The sequence below is a fragment of the Sporichthya brevicatena genome (assembly GCF_039525035.1).
Lineage (GTDB): Bacteria > Actinomycetota > Actinomycetes > Sporichthyales > Sporichthyaceae > Sporichthya > Sporichthya brevicatena.
Genome location: NZ_BAAAHE010000037.1, coordinates 1 through 18,419 on the forward strand (window position 1 = coordinate 1; position 18,419 = coordinate 18,419).

General features: G+C 73.9%; 22 protein-coding genes. 11 read left to right on the forward strand and 11 right to left on the reverse strand.

Annotated features, from left to right (window positions below; all coding sequences use genetic code 11):
* A partial coding sequence (locus ABD401_RS18625; RefSeq protein ID WP_344607493.1) for a biotin/lipoyl-containing protein occupies positions 1-362 on the reverse strand: 362 nt, incomplete at its 3' end.
* Between the two features lie 78 nt (positions 363-440).
* Entirely contained in the window at positions 441-1,829 is a 1,389-nt protein-coding gene (lpdA, locus tag ABD401_RS18630; protein ID WP_344607495.1) for a dihydrolipoyl dehydrogenase, read from the reverse strand.
* A gap of 158 nt (positions 1,830-1,987) precedes the next feature.
* On the opposite strand from lpdA, the gene ABD401_RS18635 reads away from it, so the two are divergent.
* The gene (locus ABD401_RS18635; RefSeq protein ID WP_344607497.1) at positions 1,988-2,311 is read left to right on the forward strand and encodes a hypothetical protein; all 324 of its coding nucleotides are present in this window, start codon (positions 1,988-1,990) and stop codon (positions 2,309-2,311) included.
* 1 nt (position 2,312) lies between these two features.
* On the forward strand, positions 2,313-2,975 hold the full coding sequence (locus ABD401_RS18640) for a hypothetical protein (RefSeq protein WP_344607499.1): 663 nt from the start codon (positions 2,313-2,315) through the stop codon (positions 2,973-2,975).
* Between the two features lie 16 nt (positions 2,976-2,991).
* Here ABD401_RS18640 and ABD401_RS18645 read toward each other — a convergent pair whose 3' ends face one another.
* Complete coding sequence (locus ABD401_RS18645) at positions 2,992-4,491, reverse strand: leucyl aminopeptidase (protein ID WP_344607501.1); 1,500 nt, start codon at positions 4,489-4,491, stop codon at positions 2,992-2,994.
* 95 nt (positions 4,492-4,586) lie between these two features.
* Between ABD401_RS18645 and gcvT the strand changes: the two genes are divergently transcribed.
* Positions 4,587-5,711, forward strand: a complete 1,125-nt coding sequence (gene gcvT / locus ABD401_RS18650; RefSeq protein ID WP_344607503.1) for a glycine cleavage system aminomethyltransferase GcvT — start codon at positions 4,587-4,589, stop codon at positions 5,709-5,711.
* A gap of 40 nt (positions 5,712-5,751) precedes the next feature.
* Here gcvT and ABD401_RS18655 read toward each other — a convergent pair whose 3' ends face one another.
* The 3 genes from ABD401_RS18655 to cobU are packed head-to-tail and all read right to left on the reverse strand — an operon-like array spanning position 5,752 to position 8,174.
* Positions 5,752-6,537 (reverse strand): adenosylcobinamide-GDP ribazoletransferase, encoded by a 786-nt coding sequence (locus ABD401_RS18655; RefSeq protein ID WP_344607505.1) that lies wholly within the window; start codon positions 6,535-6,537, stop codon positions 5,752-5,754.
* 16 nt (positions 6,538-6,553) lie between these two features.
* Entirely contained in the window at positions 6,554-7,519 is a 966-nt protein-coding gene (locus ABD401_RS18660; protein ID WP_344607506.1) for a nicotinate-nucleotide--dimethylbenzimidazole phosphoribosyltransferase, read from the reverse strand.
* 37 nt (positions 7,520-7,556) lie between these two features.
* Entirely contained in the window at positions 7,557-8,174 is a 618-nt protein-coding gene (gene cobU, locus ABD401_RS18665) for a bifunctional adenosylcobinamide kinase/adenosylcobinamide-phosphate guanylyltransferase (RefSeq protein WP_344607508.1), read from the reverse strand.
* 49 nt (positions 8,175-8,223) lie between these two features.
* Here cobU and ABD401_RS18670 point away from each other — a divergent pair, with 49 nt between their 5' ends.
* Complete coding sequence (locus ABD401_RS18670; RefSeq protein WP_344607510.1) at positions 8,224-8,433, forward strand: hypothetical protein; 210 nt, start codon at positions 8,224-8,226, stop codon at positions 8,431-8,433.
* A 43-nt stretch (positions 8,434-8,476) separates the two neighbouring features.
* Here the strand turns inward: ABD401_RS18670 and ABD401_RS18675 are convergent, their stop codons facing one another.
* Entirely contained in the window at positions 8,477-9,046 is a 570-nt protein-coding gene (locus ABD401_RS18675; protein WP_344607512.1) for a DUF3043 domain-containing protein, read from the reverse strand.
* Positions 9,047-9,119: 73 nt separating this feature from the next.
* Between ABD401_RS18675 and ABD401_RS18680 the strand changes: the two genes are divergently transcribed.
* Both ABD401_RS18680 and ABD401_RS18685 read left to right on the forward strand, forming a co-directional pair.
* Positions 9,120-9,872, forward strand: a complete 753-nt coding sequence (locus ABD401_RS18680; protein ID WP_344607514.1) for a PspA/IM30 family protein — start codon at positions 9,120-9,122, stop codon at positions 9,870-9,872.
* Positions 9,873-9,989: 117 nt separating this feature from the next.
* Positions 9,990-11,045 (forward strand): SIS domain-containing protein, encoded by a 1,056-nt coding sequence (locus tag ABD401_RS18685; protein ID WP_344607516.1) that lies wholly within the window; start codon positions 9,990-9,992, stop codon positions 11,043-11,045.
* Between the two features lie 44 nt (positions 11,046-11,089).
* Here ABD401_RS18685 and nadA read toward each other — a convergent pair whose 3' ends face one another.
* Positions 11,090-12,250 (reverse strand): quinolinate synthase NadA, encoded by a 1,161-nt coding sequence (gene nadA / locus ABD401_RS18690; RefSeq protein WP_344607518.1) that lies wholly within the window; start codon positions 12,248-12,250, stop codon positions 11,090-11,092.
* Between the two features lie 123 nt (positions 12,251-12,373).
* Between nadA and ABD401_RS18695 the strand changes: the two genes are divergently transcribed.
* Complete coding sequence (locus tag ABD401_RS18695) at positions 12,374-13,504, forward strand: glycerate kinase family protein (protein WP_344607520.1); 1,131 nt, start codon at positions 12,374-12,376, stop codon at positions 13,502-13,504.
* A 184-nt stretch (positions 13,505-13,688) separates the two neighbouring features.
* Entirely contained in the window at positions 13,689-14,039 is a 351-nt protein-coding gene (gene erpA / locus ABD401_RS18700; protein ID WP_344607522.1) for an iron-sulfur cluster insertion protein ErpA, read from the forward strand.
* 43 nt (positions 14,040-14,082) lie between these two features.
* Here the strand turns inward: erpA and ABD401_RS18705 are convergent, their stop codons facing one another.
* Positions 14,083-14,295, reverse strand: a complete 213-nt coding sequence (locus ABD401_RS18705; protein ID WP_344607524.1) for a hypothetical protein — start codon at positions 14,293-14,295, stop codon at positions 14,083-14,085.
* A gap of 174 nt (positions 14,296-14,469) precedes the next feature.
* Here ABD401_RS18705 and ABD401_RS18710 point away from each other — a divergent pair, with 174 nt between their 5' ends.
* From ABD401_RS18710 to ABD401_RS18720, 3 genes are read left to right on the forward strand one after another with little or no spacing between them, the layout of a single operon-like run.
* Complete coding sequence (locus ABD401_RS18710) at positions 14,470-15,456, forward strand: carbohydrate kinase family protein (RefSeq protein ID WP_344607526.1); 987 nt, start codon at positions 14,470-14,472, stop codon at positions 15,454-15,456.
* A gap of 17 nt (positions 15,457-15,473) precedes the next feature.
* On the forward strand, positions 15,474-16,196 hold the full coding sequence (aat, locus tag ABD401_RS18715; RefSeq protein ID WP_344607528.1) for a leucyl/phenylalanyl-tRNA--protein transferase: 723 nt from the start codon (positions 15,474-15,476) through the stop codon (positions 16,194-16,196).
* Positions 16,197-16,216: 20 nt separating this feature from the next.
* On the forward strand, positions 16,217-17,749 hold the full coding sequence (locus ABD401_RS18720) for a DUF2079 domain-containing protein (RefSeq protein WP_344607530.1): 1,533 nt from the start codon (positions 16,217-16,219) through the stop codon (positions 17,747-17,749).
* Here the strand turns inward: ABD401_RS18720 and ABD401_RS18725 are convergent.
* Entirely contained in the window at positions 17,692-17,979 is a 288-nt protein-coding gene (locus tag ABD401_RS18725; protein WP_344607532.1) for a sulfurtransferase TusA family protein, read from the reverse strand. The genes ABD401_RS18720 and ABD401_RS18725 overlap by 58 nt on opposite strands.
* Positions 17,976-18,419: aminotransferase class V-fold PLP-dependent enzyme (locus tag ABD401_RS18730; protein ID WP_344607534.1), on the reverse strand; the 444-nt coding region annotated here is incomplete at its 5' end. The genes ABD401_RS18725 and ABD401_RS18730, both read right to left, overlap by 4 nt.

The window sequence follows — 18,419 nt, forward strand, 5'->3', positions numbered from 1 at the left end:
TCCGCGACGGGAGCCGGAGCTGCGGGCTGCGCCGGCGGGGGCGCGGGGGCCTCCGCGACCGGGGCGGCCGGAGCGGGCGGAGCGGGCTCGGCGGCCGGGGCCGGCGCGGCCGGCGCGGCCGGACCCGCGTCGCCGATGACGCCGAGCTCGGCGCCGACGGCGACGGTCTCGTCCTCACCGACGGTGATCTTGACCAGGACGCCGGCCGCCGGGGCGGGGATCTCGGTGTCGACCTTGTCGGTCGAGATCTCCAGCAGCGGCTCGTCCACGGCGACCGTGTCGCCCTCCTGCTTCAGCCACCGGGTGACGGTGCCCTCGGTGACACTCTCGCCGAGCGCCGGAAGGGTGACCGAGACTGGCATGTGACGTTCTCCTCGCGGGGGACGGAACCGGGTGGCGTAAAGAGTTCTGACGGACCCTCAGGGCGAACCCTCAGGACGTCAGCCGTGCGCGTGCAGGGGCTTGCCGGCCAGGGCGAGGTGAGCCTCGCCGAGTGCCTCACCCTGCGTCGGGTGAGCGTGGATCAGCTGCGCGACCTCGCTCGGCAGTGCCTCCCAGTTGTAGATCAACTGAGCCTCGGAGACGAGTTCGCCGGCTCGCGAGCCGACGATGTGCACGCCGAGGACGGGGCCGTCCTTCTGCCGGACCAGCTTGATCGCGCCGGCGGTCTTGAGGATCTGGCTCTTGCCGTTGCCGGCCAGGTCGTACGTGATCGTCTCGACGTTGTCGGCGCCGAGACGCTCCTTCGCGGCGGCCTCGGTGATGCCGACCGAGGCGACCTCCGGCTCGGAGTAGGTGACCCGCGGGACGCCGTCGTAGTCGATCGGGACGACGTCGAGGCCGGCGAGCCGCTCCGCGACGAGGATGCCCTCGGCGAAGCCGACGTGCGCGAGCTGCAGGGTCGGGATCAGGTCGCCGACCGCGGAGATCGTCGGGATGTTCGTCTGGCACAGGCCGTCGACCTTGACGAAGCCGCGCTCCATCTCGACGCCGACCTCCTCGTACCCGAGGTTGGCCGACACCGGGCCACGCCCGATCGCGACGAGCAGCACCTCGGCCTCGAGGGTCTTCCCGTTCTCGGTCGTGATCTGCACGCCGTTCGCGGTGTGCTGGACGCCGGTGAACCGGGCGCCGAGCTCGAAGGCGATCCCGCGCTTGCGGAACGCGCGCTCCAGGAGCTTGGAGTTGGCCTCGTCCTCGACCGGGACCAGGTGGGGCAGCGCCTCGACGATGGTGACGTCGGCGCCGAAGGACTTCCAGACGCTGGCGAACTCGACGCCGATGACGCCGCCGCCGAGGATGATCGCCGAGCTCGGGACGCGGTCGAGGAGCAGCGCGTGGTCCGAGGTGATGACGCGGGTGCCGTCGATCTCCAGGCCCGGGAGCGAACGGGGCACGGAGCCGGTCGCGAGCACGATGTGCTTGCCGGTGTAGCGGACGCCACCGGCGTCGACGCTCGTCGGGGAACTCAGGCGGCCCTCGGCCTCGATCAGCGTGATCTTGCGGCTCTTCACCAGACCCTGCAGGCCCTTGTAGAGCTTGTTGATCACGCCGTCCTTGTAGGCGTTCACGCCGGCCATGTCGATGCCGTGCAGCGAGGTCTTGATGCCGAACTGCTCACCCTCGCGGGCCAGGTCGGCGACCTCCGCCGCGTGCAGGAGCGCCTTGGTCGGGATGCAGCCGTTGTGCAGGCAGGTGCCCCCGAGCTTGCCCTTCTCGATCAGCGCGACCGACATGCCCAGCTGGGCGGCGCGCAGAGCACAGGCGTACCCGCCGCTGCCGCCCCCCAGGATCACGAGGTCGAATTCGGTGCCTGCCTGCTCCGCCACGGGAACTCCCTCACTGGTGTCTGCGGTTGAGCAACAGTCATCCTTTCACCTGTGATTCCTACCCCGATCAGGCGGGCGAGCGGCCTTGGTCACGTCGGTCGGGGTGAACCGCCCGACCAGCGGCGATACTGCTGGCAGATCACGGAGGGGTCCGGCAGATGAGGTTGTTCCGCAAGAAGGCGGCCACGGGAGATTCCCGGCGCGCCGATCTCGCCGACCGTGACCACCTCAAGGAGTGGGCCGAGACCCGGGTCGGCGTCGAGGCCTACCTGGAGCCGCAGACGACGGTGACCGAACCGACGGTCATGCTCATCGCCCACGACGGCGAGTGGACCCGGCGCCGGGTCCCGAGCCACGAGCACGCCCGCTCGCTGATGGGCAAGCTCGGCGTGCCCGTGTACGACGTGGCGCTGACCGGCTACCCCCAGCGCAAGCGGGACTACGACGCCCGGCGCGCGGCCGAACGCAAGCAAGGGCGTTGACGTGCGAGCCCGGGCGGCTGCCGTGCTCGCCGCCCTCAGCCTGATGGGCGCCGGGTGCGGCGGCGACGGCGGCGGCGAGGGGGACGGGCCGGCCGAGGGCGCCCTCGCGGGCGCGACCGCCGGGGCGACCCCGGGACCCGGCGGCACCGGGACGCCCGGCGCGACGGGGGCGGCTGCCGACGCCGGCGGGCCGGTCGTGGCGGGTGAGAGCCGGTTCGTCGTCCTGCGCTCGGGCGACTGGTTCCTCAGCCAGGGCCTCAAGCCGATCGGGGCGAGCCGCAAGCTCTATCTCGCGGACGACCGCTCCTTCGACTGGTACGCCGAGTACGCCGACCCCGTCGCCGACTCGAGCGTGCGGATCACCGGGCACCTGCGCGGGCTGACGGCTCAGACCGCGGTGTTGCGCAAGCTGGGCGGGAAGGTGACCGGGACCCGCATCGGCGGCCGCGCCGCCGCGTGGTCCGCCCCGCCCGGTGCCGCGCCGGTGACCGTGCTGATCGCGTGGGCGCCGAACTACACGATCAAGTTCGCGGCGTCCGGGCTGATGCCCGCGGAGGCGCTCCGCCTCGCCGCGGCCCTGCGGCCCGCGAACGAAACGGCGTGGCGCAAGGCCGGCGGGCTGGTGCTCGACTGCCCGCCGGGCGGCGACCTCTGCCCGAACTGACGCCGGACCCGCGGCGTCAGCCGGCGGCGACGTCCTCGGCCAGCGCGACCAGGGTGCGGACCGCGACGCCCGTCCCGCCCTTGGGCACGTAGCCGTAGGGCTCGCCCTCGTTGAAGGCGGGGCCGGCGATGTCGAGGTGGGCCCACTTCACGCCGTCGGCGACGAACTCGCGCAGGAACAGCGCCGCGGACAGCGCGCCGCCCCAACGCTCGCCGATGTTCGCGATGTCGGCGACCGAGGACTTGAGCGAGTTGCGCAGCTCCTCCGGCATCGGCATCGGCCACATGCGCTCGCCGGTCCGCTCGCCGAGTTCATGGACGCGCGTGCGCAGGTCGTCGTCGTTGCTCATGACGGCCGACGTGCGGTGCCCGAGCGCCACCATCGCCGCCCCCGTCAGGGTCGCCGCGTCGACGAGGACGTCCGGGGACTCCTCGCACGCCCGTGCGATCGCGTCGGCGAGGATGAGCCGGCCCTCGGCGTCGGTGTTGAGCACCTCGACGGTCTTGCCCGAGTACATCTTCAGGACGTCGGACGGGCGCTGCGCCGTGCCGGAGGGCATGTTCTCGGCGGTCGGCGCCCACGCGGTGACGTTGACCGGCAGCTTCAGGCGGGCGATCGCGCTGATCGCCGCGATCACCGCGGCCGCGCCGCCCATGTCGCACTTCATCGTGATCATCGCGTCCGCCGGCTTGAGCGACAGGCCGCCGGAGTCGAACGTGATGCCCTTGCCGACGAACGCGATCGTCTTCTTGGCCTTCGGGTGGGTCCACGACATCCGCACCAGGCGCGGCTTGTTCTCCGACCCCTGCCCGACGGCGAGGATGCCGCCGAAGCCGCCCTTCTTCAGGGCGCGCTCGTCGAGGATCTCGACGGCGAGGCCGGCCTTGCGGCCGTAGGAGTCCGCGGACGCGGCGAGGTCGGCCGGGTGCAGGTCCGAGGGCGGGGTGTTGACGAGGTCGCGGGCGAAGCAGACGGCGTCGGCCACGATCTCCGCGCGGGTGACCGCCGCCTTGGCGGCGCGGTCGCCGGTCAGCGACGAGACAACGGTGATCGCCCCCACCGGTGCCGGGGGAGTGGAGCCGTTCGTGCGGTAGCGCAGGTAGGAGTACGCCCCGAGCAGCGCGCCCTCCGCGACGGCGCCGACCTCGTCGACGGTGTCGGCGGGCAGCGCGAGCGCGACGGACTTGTTGCCGGCCAGCGAGCGGGTCGCGGCCCCGGCCGCGCGCCGCAGTGTCTCGGCCGAGTAGCCCGCGCGGCCCTGCGGCTCACCGAGGCCGACGACCACGACGACCGAGGCCCGGATCGACCCGGACGCGGGGATCTTCGTGACCTCCTCGGCCTTGCCGGTGGCGCCCATGGCCTTGAGGACGCCTGCCAGCTTCGCGATGCCGGCGGCCTCGATCGCCTTCGCGCCGGCGGTGAGCACCGGACCCTTCGGGCCGGAGCTGACGCCGACGACGACGGCGTCGGCACGCACCTCGGTGGCGGCGGTAGCGGACAGGGAGATCGTGGCCACGGCGAGGTCCTCTTCAAGATCGCGGGCAGGGCTGAGTTCGAAGCCTAACCGCGCCACGGCGCTGCGCCCGGTTGCCGGGTCACTAGCGTGTGCCCATGACCGAACTGCGGCATTCGCCCCTGCACGAACGGCACCAGGAGCTGGGCGCGAAGCTCGCCGACTTCGGCGGCTGGGAGATGCCGATCGACTACGGCGGCGTCCCCGCGAAGCTCGGCGTCGTCGCCGAGCACACCGCGGTGCGCACGGCCGTCGGCGTCTTCGACGTCACGCACCTGGGCAAGCTCTCGGTCACCGGACCGGGCGCCGCCGCGTTCGTCGACTCCTGCTTCACCAACGCGCTCGACCGCATCGCCCCCGGGTCCGCGCAGTACAGCCTCTGCTGCGCCGAGGACGGGGGTGTCGTCGACGACCTGATCGTCTACCTGCGCGCCGACGACGACGTGCTCGTCGTCCCGAACGCGGCCAACTGCGCCACGGTCGCGGGCCTGCTGGCCGACGCCGCTCCGGCCGGCGTCACGGTCACCGACCGGCACACCGACTTCGGCGTCCTCGCCGTCCAGGGTCCGCGCGCCGACGACCTGGTCGCGGCCCTCGGGCTGCCGACGGGGCACGACTACATGAGCTTCGTCGACGCCACCTGGGACGGCCGTCCGGTCGTCGTCTGCCGCAGCGGCTACACCGGCGAGCGGGGCTACGAGCTGCTGCCGCGCTGGGAGGACGCCGGCGACCTGTGGGACGCCCTGCTCAAGGCCGGGGAGCAGTTCGGCGCCGTGCCCTGCGGCCTCGGTGCGCGCGACACCCTGCGCACCGAGATGGGGTACCCCCTGCACGGCCAGGACATCTCACGTGCCGTCACTGCCGTGCAGGCCGGGCTCGGCTGGGCCGTCGGCTGGGACAAGCCGGCGTTCTGGGGCCGCGACGCGCTCCTGGCCGAGAAGGCCGCGGGCCGGTCCCGCCGCCTGGTCGGTCTGGTCGGCCTGGAGCGCGCGATCCCGCGCTGCCACATGACGGTCCTGCGCGCGGAGGGCGGCGCCGCGATCGGTGAGGTCACCAGCGGCACGTTCTCCCCGACCCGCAAGGTCGGCATCGGGCTCGCGCTCGTCGAGGCCGGCACGGCCGACGCGGTGGCCGACGGCGACGAGGTCGTCGTCGACGTCCGGGGGCGGCCCGGCCGGTTCCAGGTGACGAAGCCGCCGTTCGTCCCCTCGCACGTGCGCTGACGCTTCGCTCTGCCGGACGCCCTGTCGACCTGACGTACGGTCAGGTCGTCGACAGCACCACGAGAGCGACCGTCATCGCGGTCTCGACGAGCGCGCCGAGCACGTCCCCGGTCATCCCGCCGAACCGGCGTCGGCAGTGCTCGAGCAGAGCGGCGGCGGCGAGGAGAGCGAGCCCGACGGCGATCACGGCGCGGGCGGCGCCGACGTCGGTCCAGAGCCCGATCAGCGCGGCCACCCACAGCGCCGTCCCGGCCCAGACCGCGGCCGCGGCGCCGGGGACGGTCCCGCCCACCAGGGCGCCGAGGCCCTCGGGCCGGGCGGCGGGCAGGCCGGCGCGGCACGCCCACACGACCGGGATCCGGGCGGTGGCGGCCGCGAGGGCGAGCAGCGCGACCGCGTGGTGGTCCGGGCCGCGGGCGAGCAGGGTGGCGGCCGCGACGCACTGGAGCAGGACGGCGAACAGGATCGACAGCACGCCGAACGGACCGATGTCGGAGGCTTTCATCACCGCGAGGGCGCCGTCGGGGTGCTTGCGGCTGCCGAGGCCGTCGGCGGTGTCGGCCAGGCCGTCGAGGTGCAGGCCCCGCGTCAGGGCGGCGAACAGCGCGACGACGCCGATACCGGTGATCAGCGTCGACGTGCCGAGTTCGCCGAGCCCCCACGCCACGAGTCCGACGCCCGCGCCGAGTCCCGCGCCGACCAGCGGCGCGCAGAGGATCGCGGCGCCGGCCTGCTCACGCTCGGCCCGGACCGCACCGACGGGAACCACCGTGAGCAACCCGACGGAGAGTCGGGCCCCGGCGGTCAGCCGGGCGGGGAACCGCACGCCGGCCGGTCCCGCGTCAGGAACCGGGGGCGGACGTGTCGCCCTCGGGCTCCACCGGGATCTCCGAGAGCGGGGAGAGCGGGTCGGAGAACCAGGTCTCGCCCTCGCCGGCGATCCGGCCGGTGTCCGACAGGGACGCCGCGGCGACGTCGAGCATCTCGGCCGCGAGGAGGACGGCGATGCCGTCACCCGGGAACAGTCCGACGTCCAGCAGCGCCGAGCGGCCCAGGTAGCGCAGGCCGGACGTGCTGGCCGGGTCCGGGTCGTTGTGCGCCGGCATGAACCAGGCGCCGGCGGCCTCGTTGATCCGGTGCGCCATCAGCGCGGCCGCCGTCGGGGCCAGGCCCTCGAAGATCACCGGGAGCTTGCGTGCCGCCGCGCCGAGGATGACGCCGGTCAGGTGGGCGATCTCGGTCCCACCGAGGGCCTCGAGCAGCGACAGCGGGTCCTCGGGGGCCTTCTTCACGCGGCGGAGGCTGTCGCGGACGGCCGAGACCATCCGCATCCACTCCTGGTCACCGCGCAGCGTGCTCGCGACGGTCTGCGCGTCGGCCTCGTTGAGGAACGCGATGAGGGTCGCGGCCGGGACCCGGGCCGCCTCGCTCGGGGCGGCGAGCAGCAGCAGGTCGGTGCCGATGTCGGCCTCGGTGTCCGCGAGCAGGGCCCCGCGGGCCAGGGCGTCCCAGACCTCGGTCGCCTCGCCGTCGGCCCGGCTGCGGAGCACGGCCCGCAGGCTGTGGGAGGCCACCCGGTCGACGACGTCCGGCACACCGGCGTCGTCGGTGAAGATCATCAGCTTCGCGCGCGCCGGCGGGGGCGGCGGGCAGACGCCGTAGACGGCGGCCAGCCAGGCCGCGATGTCTCCGAGCCGCCCGAGCGGGTCCTCCCGGCGTTCGCGGAGCCGCGCGACCGCCGCGGAGCGTGCGTCGTCGTCCGGCCACTCGATGAGACCGGAGAGCTTGTCCAGGCGCGCGTTGTTCATCGCGCCCGGAGCCTAGGACACGTCGCGACCGGGGGCACTACGCCCACCCCGCACCGGCCCCGGAACCGACCCCGGCACCGGCCCCGGGCTGGGCCAGGGGGAGCAGGCGCCCGGCGACCACCAGATAGGCCTCGTCGGCCGCCGCGGCGAGGCGCACGTTGAGCCGGCCGAGCTCGTCGCGGAACCGTCGCCCGGCCGCCGTCGCGGGCACCACACCCATGCCGACCTCGTTGCTCACTGCGATCACCGTCCCCCGGGCCTCTGCCCACGCGGTGACCAGGGCATTCACCCGTTCACCCAGACGGGTGGGGGCGTCGGCGGCCCACGCGGCGTCGTCCCAGGCATCGACGGCGTCCATGGCCCGGGCCAGCCACAGCGCGACGCAGTCGAGCAGGACCACCCCGCGGTCGGGCTCTCGCAGGACCGGTACCGGGTCGGCGGTCTCGACGGTGCGCCAGGTCGCGGGCCGCCGCTCCTGGTGCGCGACGATCCGGGCCGCCCACTCGGCGTCGTCCGGTCGCCGGTCGGCGGTGGCGACGTAGACGACCTCGCCACCGGACGCCGCCGCGGCGGCCATCGCCTCGGCGGCCACCGACTTCCCGGACCGGGCCCCGCCGAGCAGCAGGACGCGTCGTGCGGGGCGGGTGTCGGTCACGGCGGCTAGCCTGCCGTACCTGACGGCACGATCGAGCGGAGCGGGTGGCATGGCCTGGAGCTGGCGGTACGAGAAGCGCGACGGCAGCGAGGTGCTCCCCGTGGCCGGGTCGGTGCCGCAGTTCCCGACGCAGGCCGACGCCGAGAGCTGGGTCGGCGAGGTGTGGCGGGAGCTGCTCGACCAGGGCGTCGACGCCGTGACCCTGCTGGAGAACGGCGCGAAGGTCTACGGCCCGATGTCGCTGCACCCGGCGGAGTGACCGGGGGAGTAACCGGCGGAGCAGCCCCCGCTCGGCTGAGGCGTCAGCTGGGGCGGAAGCCGCGGGGGACCTGCGGCTTCGGGGTGCGCATGGAGCGCCAGGTCAGGGCCCGCATCAGCGTGTAGGAGACGGCGCCCCGGCGGGACTCGTCCGGGAACTTCCGCTTCAGCGCCTTCTTGAGCTGGACCGTGAGGATCGCGGAGTCGACGAGGACCACGAGGATCATCACCGAGGACAGCGACCCGCCGATGCCGTTGGCGCCGGCGACCATCAGCACGAGGCTGGCCAGCGCGATGGGCATGAAGAACTCGGCGGCGGTGAGCCGGCCGTCGACCCAGTCCCGGCAGAACTTCCGGACCGGACCCTTGTCCCGGTTCGGCAGGTAGCGCTCGTCGCCGTTGTTCAGGGCCTCCCGCATCAGGCGTGTGGTCTCGGAACGCTTCTTGCGCTGCATCTTCGCGCGCTCGCGGCTGTCCCGCGGCGGGCGGATGCGCTCGCGGCGCTCCTTCTCGGCCTCGCGGCGCTTGGGGGTGGGTCGGCCCTTGCCCGACTCCACCACGGGGGCCGACGGGGCCTCGGTGGTGGCGGACTCGCGGTCGCGTCGCGTGAACACACGCCCAGGATAGTCGGCGTAGGGTGATGCTCCCCGCGGGAGAGCGTCTTGACGGAAGGGCGGCACGGAGCCGATGGGCATGTGGCAGCGGCTGAAGCTGATCTTCAAGGCCAAGGCGAACAAGGCCCTCGACCGGGCCGAGGACCCGCGCGAGACGCTCGACTACAGCTACTCCAAGCAGCTGGAGATGCTGCAGCGGGTGCGGCGGGGCGTCGTCGACGTCGCGTCCTCCCGCAAGCGCCTCGAGCTCCAGCAGCAGCAGCTGCGGACGCAGGCGGACAAGTGCGAGGAGCAGGCCCGGCAGGCCCTGGCGCTCGGCCGGGAGGACCTCGCCCGCGAGGTGCTGACCCGCCGCTCGGCGATCCAGCAGCAGGCGGCGGACCTCGACACGCAGCACGCCGAGCTCGCCGCGCAGGAGGAGAAGCTCACCCTCGCCGCCCAGCGGCTGCAGGCCCAGGTCGACTCCTTCCGCACCCGCAAGGAGACGATCAAGGCCAGCTACACCGCGGCCGAGGCCCAGACGCGGGTCAACGAGGCCGTCAGCGGCCTGTCCGACGAGCTGGGCGAGGTCGGCCTCGCGATCCAGCGGGCCGAGGACAAGACCCAGCAGATGCAGGCCCGGGCGGGTGCGATCGACGAGCTGATCGCCGCCGGCACCCTCGACGCCGGGCCGGGGGCCCGGGACGACGTCGCCGCCGAGCTGACCCGGCTGTCGTCGGCGTCGGACGTCGAGCTCGAGATGACGCGGATGAAGGCCGAACTCGCCGCCGGCGGCAGCACGCCGCCGAAGGAGATCGGCACGAACGAGAAGCCCGACGGCGCCTGACCCGACGCTGACCCGGCGCCGTCCCTGCCGCGCGCCTCCCGCCCGGGTTCTACGCTGACGTCCGCCCTGACCTGCCCGAACCGGGCTCGCCGCCCGAGGAACCGAGGACCTGCGCCCGTGGCCGTGGACTTCTTCGACGACCGTCTGCTCGAGGACGAGACCGCGCTCGCCGGGGTCGACGACCTGCTCCGTCATCTCGCCGAGGCCGGCTCGCGCGTGCGCCACGAGGTGAACGCCGCGACCGAGGCGATGGCGGCACTGGCCAACACGCAGCGCCCCCGTGCGGTCGTCGCCGCCGGGTCCGACGCCCGCCTGCTGCGGGCGGTCCTGGAGCCCTGGTGCCCGGTGCCGTTCGTCGCGTGGCCGGGCCCCGGCCTGCCGGGGTGGGCCGGTGCGCTCGACCTCGTCGTGGTCATCGCGCCCGGCGGCCACAGCCCGGACGCCGCGTCCGCCGCCGCCGAGGCCGTCCGCCGCGGGTGCAACCTGCTGGTCTCGACGCCGGCGCAGTCCCCGCTCGCCGAGTCCTCCGCGTCCCGCTCGACCGTGCTCCTGCCGACGCAGACCACCGACGTCCTCGCGGTCGCGGTCGTCGCCCTGCAGGCGCTGCACACCCTCGGCCTCGGCCCGGAGGTCGACGCCGAGGAGGTCGCGGAGAAGCTCGTGGAGTCGGCGGTGGCCTGTGCGCCCCTCCGGAACCTCGGGTCGAACCCGGCCAAGGACCTGGCCGTCGAGCTCGCCGAGGCGGTCCCGCTGGTGTGGGGCGGCTCGGTGCTCGCGGCCCGCGCCGGTCGGCGCGTCGCCGAGGCGATGCGGCAGGCGAGCGGCCGGACCGCGCTCGCGGCCGACGCCGACCACCTGATCCCCGTCATCCGGGGCGCGGGGGTGAACCGGAGCAACGACATCTTCGCCGACCCGTTCGAGGACGGGCCCGCCGAGCAGCGGCCGGTGCTGATCGTCCTCGACGACGGCTCCGAGGACACGACGGTCCGGATGACCCGCGGCCGCCTGCTGGCCGAGGCCGAGCAGAACGGTGTCCGGCACCGCGTGCTCTCCTGCCACGACGGCGGCCCGGTCAGCCGGTACGCCTCGCTCCTGTCGACCGGGCAGTACGCCGCGGTCTACCTCGGCCTCGGGCTCGGCCGCACCGCGCTGCCCGCGGGCGAGTCGTCCTGACCGTCCTGTCAAAAAAGGGTGACACCCTTTTTTGACACGGTGGGTCAGATGCCCGGCAGGGCCAGCATCTGGTCGAGGGCGATCTTCGCGTAGCGGGCAGTCTCGGCGTCGACGGTGATGACGTTGCGGACCTGCCCCTCGACGAGGGACTCCAGTGCCCAAGCGAGGTGCGGCATGTCGATGCGGTTCATCGTCGAGCAGTAGCAGACGGTCTTATCGAGGAAGACGACCTGCTTGTCCGGGTGCTGCTTCGCGAGGCGCTGCACCAGGTTGAGTTCGGTGCCGATCGCCCAGGCCGAACCGGCCGGGGCGGCTTCGAGGGTCCGGATGATGTGCTCGGTCGACCCGACGTGGTCGGCCGCACTGACGACTTCGTGGCGGCACTCGGGGTGCACGAGGACGTTCACGCCCGGGATGCGCTCGCGCACGTCGTGCACGTTCTGCTCGGTGAACCGGCCGTGGACCGAGCAGTGCCCGCGCCACAGGATCATCTTCGCGTCCTGCAGCTGACGCTCCGTCAGCCCGCCGTTGGGCTTGTGCGGGTCGTAGACGACGCAGTCCTCGAGGCTCATCCCGAGGTGCCGCACGGCGGTGTTCCGACCGAGGTGCTGGTCGGGGAGGAACAGCACCTTCTCGCCCTGCTCGAAGGCCCACGTCAGGGCGACGTGCGCGTTCGAGGAGGTGCAGATCGTCCCGCCGTGGCGGCCGGTGAAGGCCTTGATGGCGGCGGAGGAGTTCATGTACGAGACCGGGATCGTCCGGTCGGCGACGCCGGCGTCGGCGAGCACGTCCCAGGCGTCCTCGACCTGCTCCCACGTCGCCATGTCGGCCATCGAGCAGCCGGCGGCCATGTCGGGGAGGATCACGCGCTGGTGGTCGCCGGTGAGGATGTCGGCGGACTCGGCCATGAAGTGCACGCCGCAGAAGACGATGAACTCGGCCTCGGGCCGCGCCGCGGCCTGCTGCGCGAGCTTGAAGGAGTCACCGGTGACGTCCGCGAAGGCGATGACGTCGTCGCGCTGGTAGTGGTGACCGAGGACGAAGACGCGGCTCCCGAGCGCGGCCTTCGCGGCCGCGATGCGCTCGGCGAGGGCCGGGTCGGCGGCCGGTGGCAGCTCGCCGGGGCACTCGACGCCCCGCTCGGAGGACAGGTCCGCCGGGCCTCGCGTCAGCAGGGTCAGTGGCACCGGGGTGCTGATGCTCACGGCGTTCTCCTTTGCGCGCTTCCGGTCACGATGTTTGCACAGGTGTTCGTGTCGAACCGTGCCGCGCTGTTTCCGTGGCCGCGTACCGGGAAGAACGCTTCGCTTGCGCGTTATCTTCCGCGGATGCGTGTCCTCGTCGCCCCCGACTGTTTCACCGGAACCCTGAGCGCTCCGGACGCCGCCGCCGCGATCGCGGCGGGCTGGCGCTCGGCCGCCCCGGACGACGAGATCACCGTCGCGCCGCTCTCGGACGGGGGCCCCGGCTTCGTCGACGTCGTCGCCGCCGCCCTCGGCGGTGAGCTGCTCGCCGTGACCGTCACCGGCCCGCTGGGGGATCCGGTCCCGGCCACGCTGCTGCTGACCGCCGACGGCACCGCCTACCTGGAGTCCGCCCAGGCCTGCGGCCTGCATCTGGTCCCGCCGGACCGCCGCGATCCCACCCGGACCACCACCGCCGGCGTCGGGGAGCTGATCGCCGCGGCCCTGGACGCCGGGGCCCGCGCGCTGGTGATCGGCCTCGGCGGGTCCGGCACCAACGACGGCGGGGCCGGAGCGCTCGCGGCCCTGGGCGCGCAGCCCGGCGACCTGCTGCGCGACGGGGGAGCGGCCCTGGGCGACCTGGACCCGGCCGCGCTGGACCTGTCCGCGGCCCGGGAGCGGCTCGCCGGCGTCGACGTCCGCATCGCCTCCGACGTGGACAGCCCCCTGCTGGGCCTGCGGGGCGCGAGCGCGGTGTTCGGCCCCCAGAAGGGGGCGACCGCCGACCAGGTCCAGCGACTGGACGCCGCGCTGGAGCACTTCGCCCGCGCCGCGCAGCCCGACGTGGGCCTGAACATGACCGGTTCGCTCGCGATCGCCGCCGGGGCGGGCGCCGCCGGCGGGCTCGGCTACGGACTGTTGCTGCTCGGTGCACGCCGCGTGCCCGGCATCGCGGGCGTCATCGAGCTGACCGGCCTGGCGGAGGCGGCCGCGGCCGTCGACGTGGTCGTCACCGGCGAGGGCTGCTTCGACTGGCAGTCCCTGCAGGGCAAGGTCGTCTCCGGCGTCGCCGAACTCGCGATGTCGGTGGCGCGGCCGTGCGTCGTCCTCGCCGGCCAGGTCGAGGTCGGACGGCGGGAGATGGCCGCCCTCGGGGTCGAGTCGGCCTACTCGGTGGCGGAACTCGCCGGATCCGCGGAGGCCGCCATGGCCGAACCCGCGGTCCACCTCCAGGCCCTCGCCGCCCGGGTCGCGCGGGCCTGGTCGCGCCGCTGACCAGCGGCGGAGCACCCACCGGCCCCGGGCGGGCGCGCCCGAGCAAGGCGGGCAATCCGTGTGACTCTGTGCACAGGCCTTCGTCCGCCCCGGTCGACGGGAATGCCGGAGGGGGTCTCGTGTGTCAGCATGGGTGTGTTCCGCACATGCGGACCGGACCCGTACATACGCCAGGAGCGAGCTCATGACGGCATCCAGCGAGACCACCACCAGCGGCGTCGTCCTGACCGACGCTGCGGTCTCGAAGGTCAAGAACCTGCTCGAAGCGGAAGGTCGTGACGACCTCCAGCTGCGCATCGCGGTCCAGCCCGGCGGTTGCTCGGGGCTTCGGTACCAGCTCTTCTTCGACGAGCGCTCGCTCGACGGCGACGTCGTGCACGACTTCAACGGCGTCGGCGTTGTCGTCGACCGGATGAGCGTCCCTTACCTGGGCGGCGCCACCATCGACTTCGTCGACACGATCGAGAAGCAGGGCTTCACGATCGACAACCCGAACGCGGCCGGGTCCTGCGCCTGCGGCGACAGCTTCCACTGAGCGCGCGCCGGCGGCTCGGCACCCGGCGGTTCACCCGAACGGGCTAGAGCACGCTGGACGGCATGCCCCGCGCGAGCCACGCGGACGCGGGGCTCAGGTCCCACGGGGCCGGCCGCCACGAGCCGGTCTTCTCGATCAGCGGCGGCGGGAACGTCGTCGCCAGCCGTTCGGCGTCCCGGCACAGGAGTTCCAGGCCGGGATCGAGCACGAACGTGCCGGTGGACGTGCCGGTGAACTGCGTACGCGGATCGGCCATGACGGCCTCCTCGGATGGGGGCTCGGCGAGGTGCGCTGCGGGTCACGCTAGGCGCTGCGCGCGGGCGGAACCAGCCCTTACCTGCAGGTAGCCTGAGCGCACCCTGTCCGCGTACCCGCCCGCGCCCGCCGGTGCACCGGGGCGGACCGCACCCGTGCCTGAGGAGTTCCCCGCGTGAAGATCGCCGTCACCGGCTCGATCGCCACCGACCACCTGATGACCTTCGAGGGGCGGTTCGCGGACTCGCTCGTCGCGGACCAGCTGGAGAAGGTCTCGCTGTCGTTCCTCGTCGAGGACCTGGAGGTCCGCCGCGGCGGCGTGGCGGCCAACATCGCCTTCGGCATGGGCTGCCTCGGCCTGCAGCCGGTGCTCGTCGGCGCCGTCGGTGAGGACTTCGAGCCCTACCGCTCCTGGTTGGAGCGCCACGGCGTCGACACGGCGTCGGTCCACGTGTCCGAGCTCAAGCACACCGCCCGGTTCGTGTGCACCACCGACCGTGACCAGGCCCAGATCGCCTCGTTCTACGCGGGCGCGATGAGCGAGGCCCGGGAGATCGAGCTCGGGCCGATCGCCGCCCGCGTGGGCGGGCTGGACGTCGTCCTGATCGGCGCCAACGACCCCGAGGCCATGGCCCGTCACACCGCGGAGTGCCGGGAGCGCGGCATCCCGTTCGCGGCCGACCCCTCGCAGCAGGTGGCCTGGCTGGACGGCGCCGCGATCCGGAACCTGATCGACGGCGCGACGTACCTGTTCACCAACGAGTACGAGGCCTCGGTCGTCGAGAAGAAGACCGGCTGGACCGCCGAGGAGATCTCCGAGCGCGTCGAGGTCCGCGTCATGACCATGGGCGCCAACGGCGCGCGGGTGCAGCGGCGCGGCGAGCAGGCCGTCCACGTCCCGGTCGCGGCCGTGGAGAAGGTGCTTGAGCCCACCGGCGTCGGTGACGCGTTCCGCGCCGGCTTCTTCGCCGGGCTGAGCTGGGACCTCGGGCTGGAGCGCAGCGCGCAAATCGGGTCGTTGCTGGCCGCGCACGTCGTCGAGACCGTCGGCACGCAGGAGTACACCCTCGACCGCGCCGGCTTCCTCAAGCGCTTCGGTGCCGCCTACGGCGCGGACGCCGCGGCGGAGGTCGAGCCGCACCTCGCGGGCCTGCCCGCCTGACCTCCGACGGGCCCCGCGTGCCGGTCGAGCCGGAACCGACGCCCTGGGCGTTCCCCCCGGTCGAGGTCGCGGACCCGCTCGGGCTGGTCGGCGTGGGCGCCGACCTGGAACCGGGCACGTTGCTCGCCGCGTACCGGTCGGGCATCTTCCCGATGCCGGAGGGGCGCCGCGGTCCGATGGGGTGGTGGTCCCCGGACCCCCGCGGCGTGCTGCCCGTCGACGGGGTCCACGTCAGCCGTTCCCTCCGACGCACCCGGCGCCGGTTCACCGTCACCGTGAACACCGCCTTCGACGAGGTCGTCGCGGCCTGCGCCGACCCCCGTCGTCCGCACGGCTGGATCACCCCGGCCCTGCGCGGCGCCTACCGGCGGATGCACGAGCTCGGCTGGGCGCACAGCATCGAGGTCCGCACCGCGGACGGCGCGCTGGCCGGCGGGTTGTTCGGCCTGGCGATCGGCGGCCTCTTCGCGGGGGAGTCGATGTTCCACCGCGTCACCGACGCGTCCAAGGCGGCCGTGGCGGCGGTCGGCGAGATGCTCGCGGCGGGGGAGGGACCGGCGGCGGAGCGGCTGTTCGACGTCCAGTGGACGACGGACCACCTGCGCACACTCGGCGCGGTTGACGTCCCGCGGCCGGAGTACCTGCGGCGACTGGAGCGGGCCTTGGAGCTGCCGCTGCCACCCGCCTTCGACGACGGGGTCCGCTCGGGCGCGCCGGCCCTGGGGTTGGATGGGAGCTGACGCGTTCCGAGGGGCAGGCGATGGCGACCGAGGCGCAGACGGCGCACTCGACGGGGCTGCCGCGGCAGCCGCACCCGGACCCGCCGACCCCGGATCGCCGCGCCCGGACGGCCGGGACCACCTGGATCTGGTTCCTCGCCGCCGGGTTGTTCGCGCTCTACGCGGTCGTGTCGGTGCGCCTGCACCAGCGCGTCCGCACCACCGGCTTCGACCTCGGGATCGTCGAGCAGGCCGTGCGCGGCTTCGCCTCCGGCGGCGCCCCGATCGTCGAGGTCGAGGGACCGGACGCCAACCTGCTCGGGGATCACTTCTCCCCGGCGTACGCGGCGCTCGCGCCGCTGTACCGGGTGTTCCCGACGCCGGTGACGATCCTGCTCGCGCAGGCCTTCCTGCTCGCGATCGCCGTCGTGCCGATCGCCCGGTACGCCCAGCGGGTGCTGGGGCGCCCCGCCGCCGTGGTCGTCGGCCTGGGCTACGGGCTGTCGTGGGGGATCGCCGAGGCCGTCGGGTTCGACGCGCACGAGGTGATGTTCGCCGTCCCGCTGACGGCGGGCAGCGTCGTGGCCCTGGCCGAACGGCGGCTGCGCGCCGCCGTCCTGTGGGCGCTGCCGCTGCTGCTGGTGAAGGAGGACCTCGGGCTCACCGTCGCCGCGGTCGGCGCGCTCGTCGCGTGGTTCGGCGCCCGGCGGCTCGGCCTCGCGACCGTCGTCGCGGGCCTGGCGGGGACGGCGGTCGAGGTGTTCTGGCTGCTCCCGGCGAACACCCCGGAGGGCACGTTCTCGGCCTGGTGGGACTCGCACCGCCGCAGCGACGACAGCGGCGGCCTCGGCGCGCACCTCGAGCGCGTCACCGTCGGGTTGTTCGAGCACGAGCCCAAGGTCGTGCTGCTGATCCTGCTGGTCGCGCCGACCGCGATGGTGGCGCTGCGCTCGCCGCTGCTCCTGCTCGTGCTGCCCACGCTCGCGTGGCGGCTGACGTCGGACAACGCGCTGTACTGGGGGACCAGCTACCACTACAGCGCCGTGCTGATGCCGGTCGTCTTCGTCGCGTTCGTCGACGGGCTGCGGCGCCTGCGCGCGCACCAGGGCCCCGCGCGGATCCGGGAGGCGCTCGCGATCAGCGCCGTCGTCACCGCCCTGCTGGTCCCGGCCCACCCGCTGTGGTCGGCGGTGCGGCCGAGCACCTGGGCCGACGAGCCCCGCGTCGCCGACGCCCGCGCCGTGCTCGCCCCGATCCCCGACGACGCCCAGGTCCAGGCCTCGAACCGTCTGGTGCCGCAGTTGACCGCGCGCGCAGAGGTGTCGGTGTTCGGCTCGCGGCAGTCGCGGCCGAACCCGGAGTGGATCGTCGTCGACCGCACGGACCCGGTGAACTGGCCGTTCGACGCGCTCGCGGATCAGGACGCCTTCGTCGACCTCGCCCGCGAGACCGGCTACGGAGTCGTGCTCGAGCGGGGCGAGTACGTCCTGCTGCGCCGAAGCACGGACGACCCGCGTCAGTTCCCGCCGCCGGAGTCCGCTCCCGAGGAAGCGGGCGTGGCACCGGGGGAGTGAACCCGCCGGACGTAGTACGCGACCCCCGGCTCGGCCGGGGCGCTGCCGAGGTACTCCTGACCGCGGAGCTCGCACCACGCCGGGACGTCGAGCGCGGCGGCGGCGTCGTCGGAGACCACCGCGATCACCTCGCCCGGTTCGACGTCACGCAGGTGCCGGGCGAGCTCGATGATCGGGGCCGGGCAGCGCCGGCCGAGGGTGTCCAGCGTCAGCTGCGCCGGCCGGCTCACAGCCCGGTCACCCCGGCGGCGTCGCGGAGCTCGGCGATCACGCCGGGCAGCACCGCGCAGAAGCGGTCGACGTCGGCCTCGGTCGTGCCGCGGGGGAGCGAGACGCGGACGTTGCCGTGCGAGAGGACACCCATCGCCTCCAGGACGTGACTGGGCTTCAGAGTGTCGGCCGTGCACGAGGAGCCGGAGTTCACCGCGAAGCCGGCGCGGTCCAGTTCGCGCACCAGCGCCTCGCCGTCGAGGTACAGGCAGGAGAAGGTCACCAGGTGGGGCAGCCGGGCGTCCGGGTCCGCCGGGCCGTGGACGACGACGTCGGGCAGCGCCGCCGCGGCGGCGCGGATCCGCTCGGTGAACGCCGCGAGGCGTGCGCCCTCCGCCGCCGCCTCGGCGTGCACGGCCGCGAGCGCCGCCGCGGCGGCCGCGATCGCGGGGACGTTCTC

Coding starts and splice junctions, on each gene's coding strand:
- ABD401_RS18680 (WP_344607514.1), top strand. CDS start 9,120: ATGGGCATGTGGCAGCGGCTGAAGCTGATCTTCAAGGCCAAGGCGAAC.
- ABD401_RS18720 (WP_344607530.1), top strand. CDS start 16,217: ATGGCGACCGAGGCGCAGACGGCGCACTCGACGGGGCTGCCGCGGCAG.
- ABD401_RS18660 (WP_344607506.1), bottom strand. CDS start 7,519: ATGAACAACGCGCGCCTGGACAAGCTCTCCGGTCTCATCGAGTGGCCG.
- ABD401_RS18705 (WP_344607524.1), bottom strand. CDS start 14,295: ATGGCCGATCCGCGTACGCAGTTCACCGGCACGTCCACCGGCACGTTC.
- erpA (WP_344607522.1), top strand. CDS start 13,689: ATGACGGCATCCAGCGAGACCACCACCAGCGGCGTCGTCCTGACCGAC.
- ABD401_RS18635 (WP_344607497.1), top strand. CDS start 1,988: ATGAGGTTGTTCCGCAAGAAGGCGGCCACGGGAGATTCCCGGCGCGCC.
- ABD401_RS18670 (WP_344607510.1), top strand. CDS start 8,224: ATGGCCTGGAGCTGGCGGTACGAGAAGCGCGACGGCAGCGAGGTGCTC.
- gcvT (WP_344607503.1), top strand. CDS start 4,587: ATGACCGAACTGCGGCATTCGCCCCTGCACGAACGGCACCAGGAGCTG.
- ABD401_RS18695 (WP_344607520.1), top strand. CDS start 12,374: ATGCGTGTCCTCGTCGCCCCCGACTGTTTCACCGGAACCCTGAGCGCT.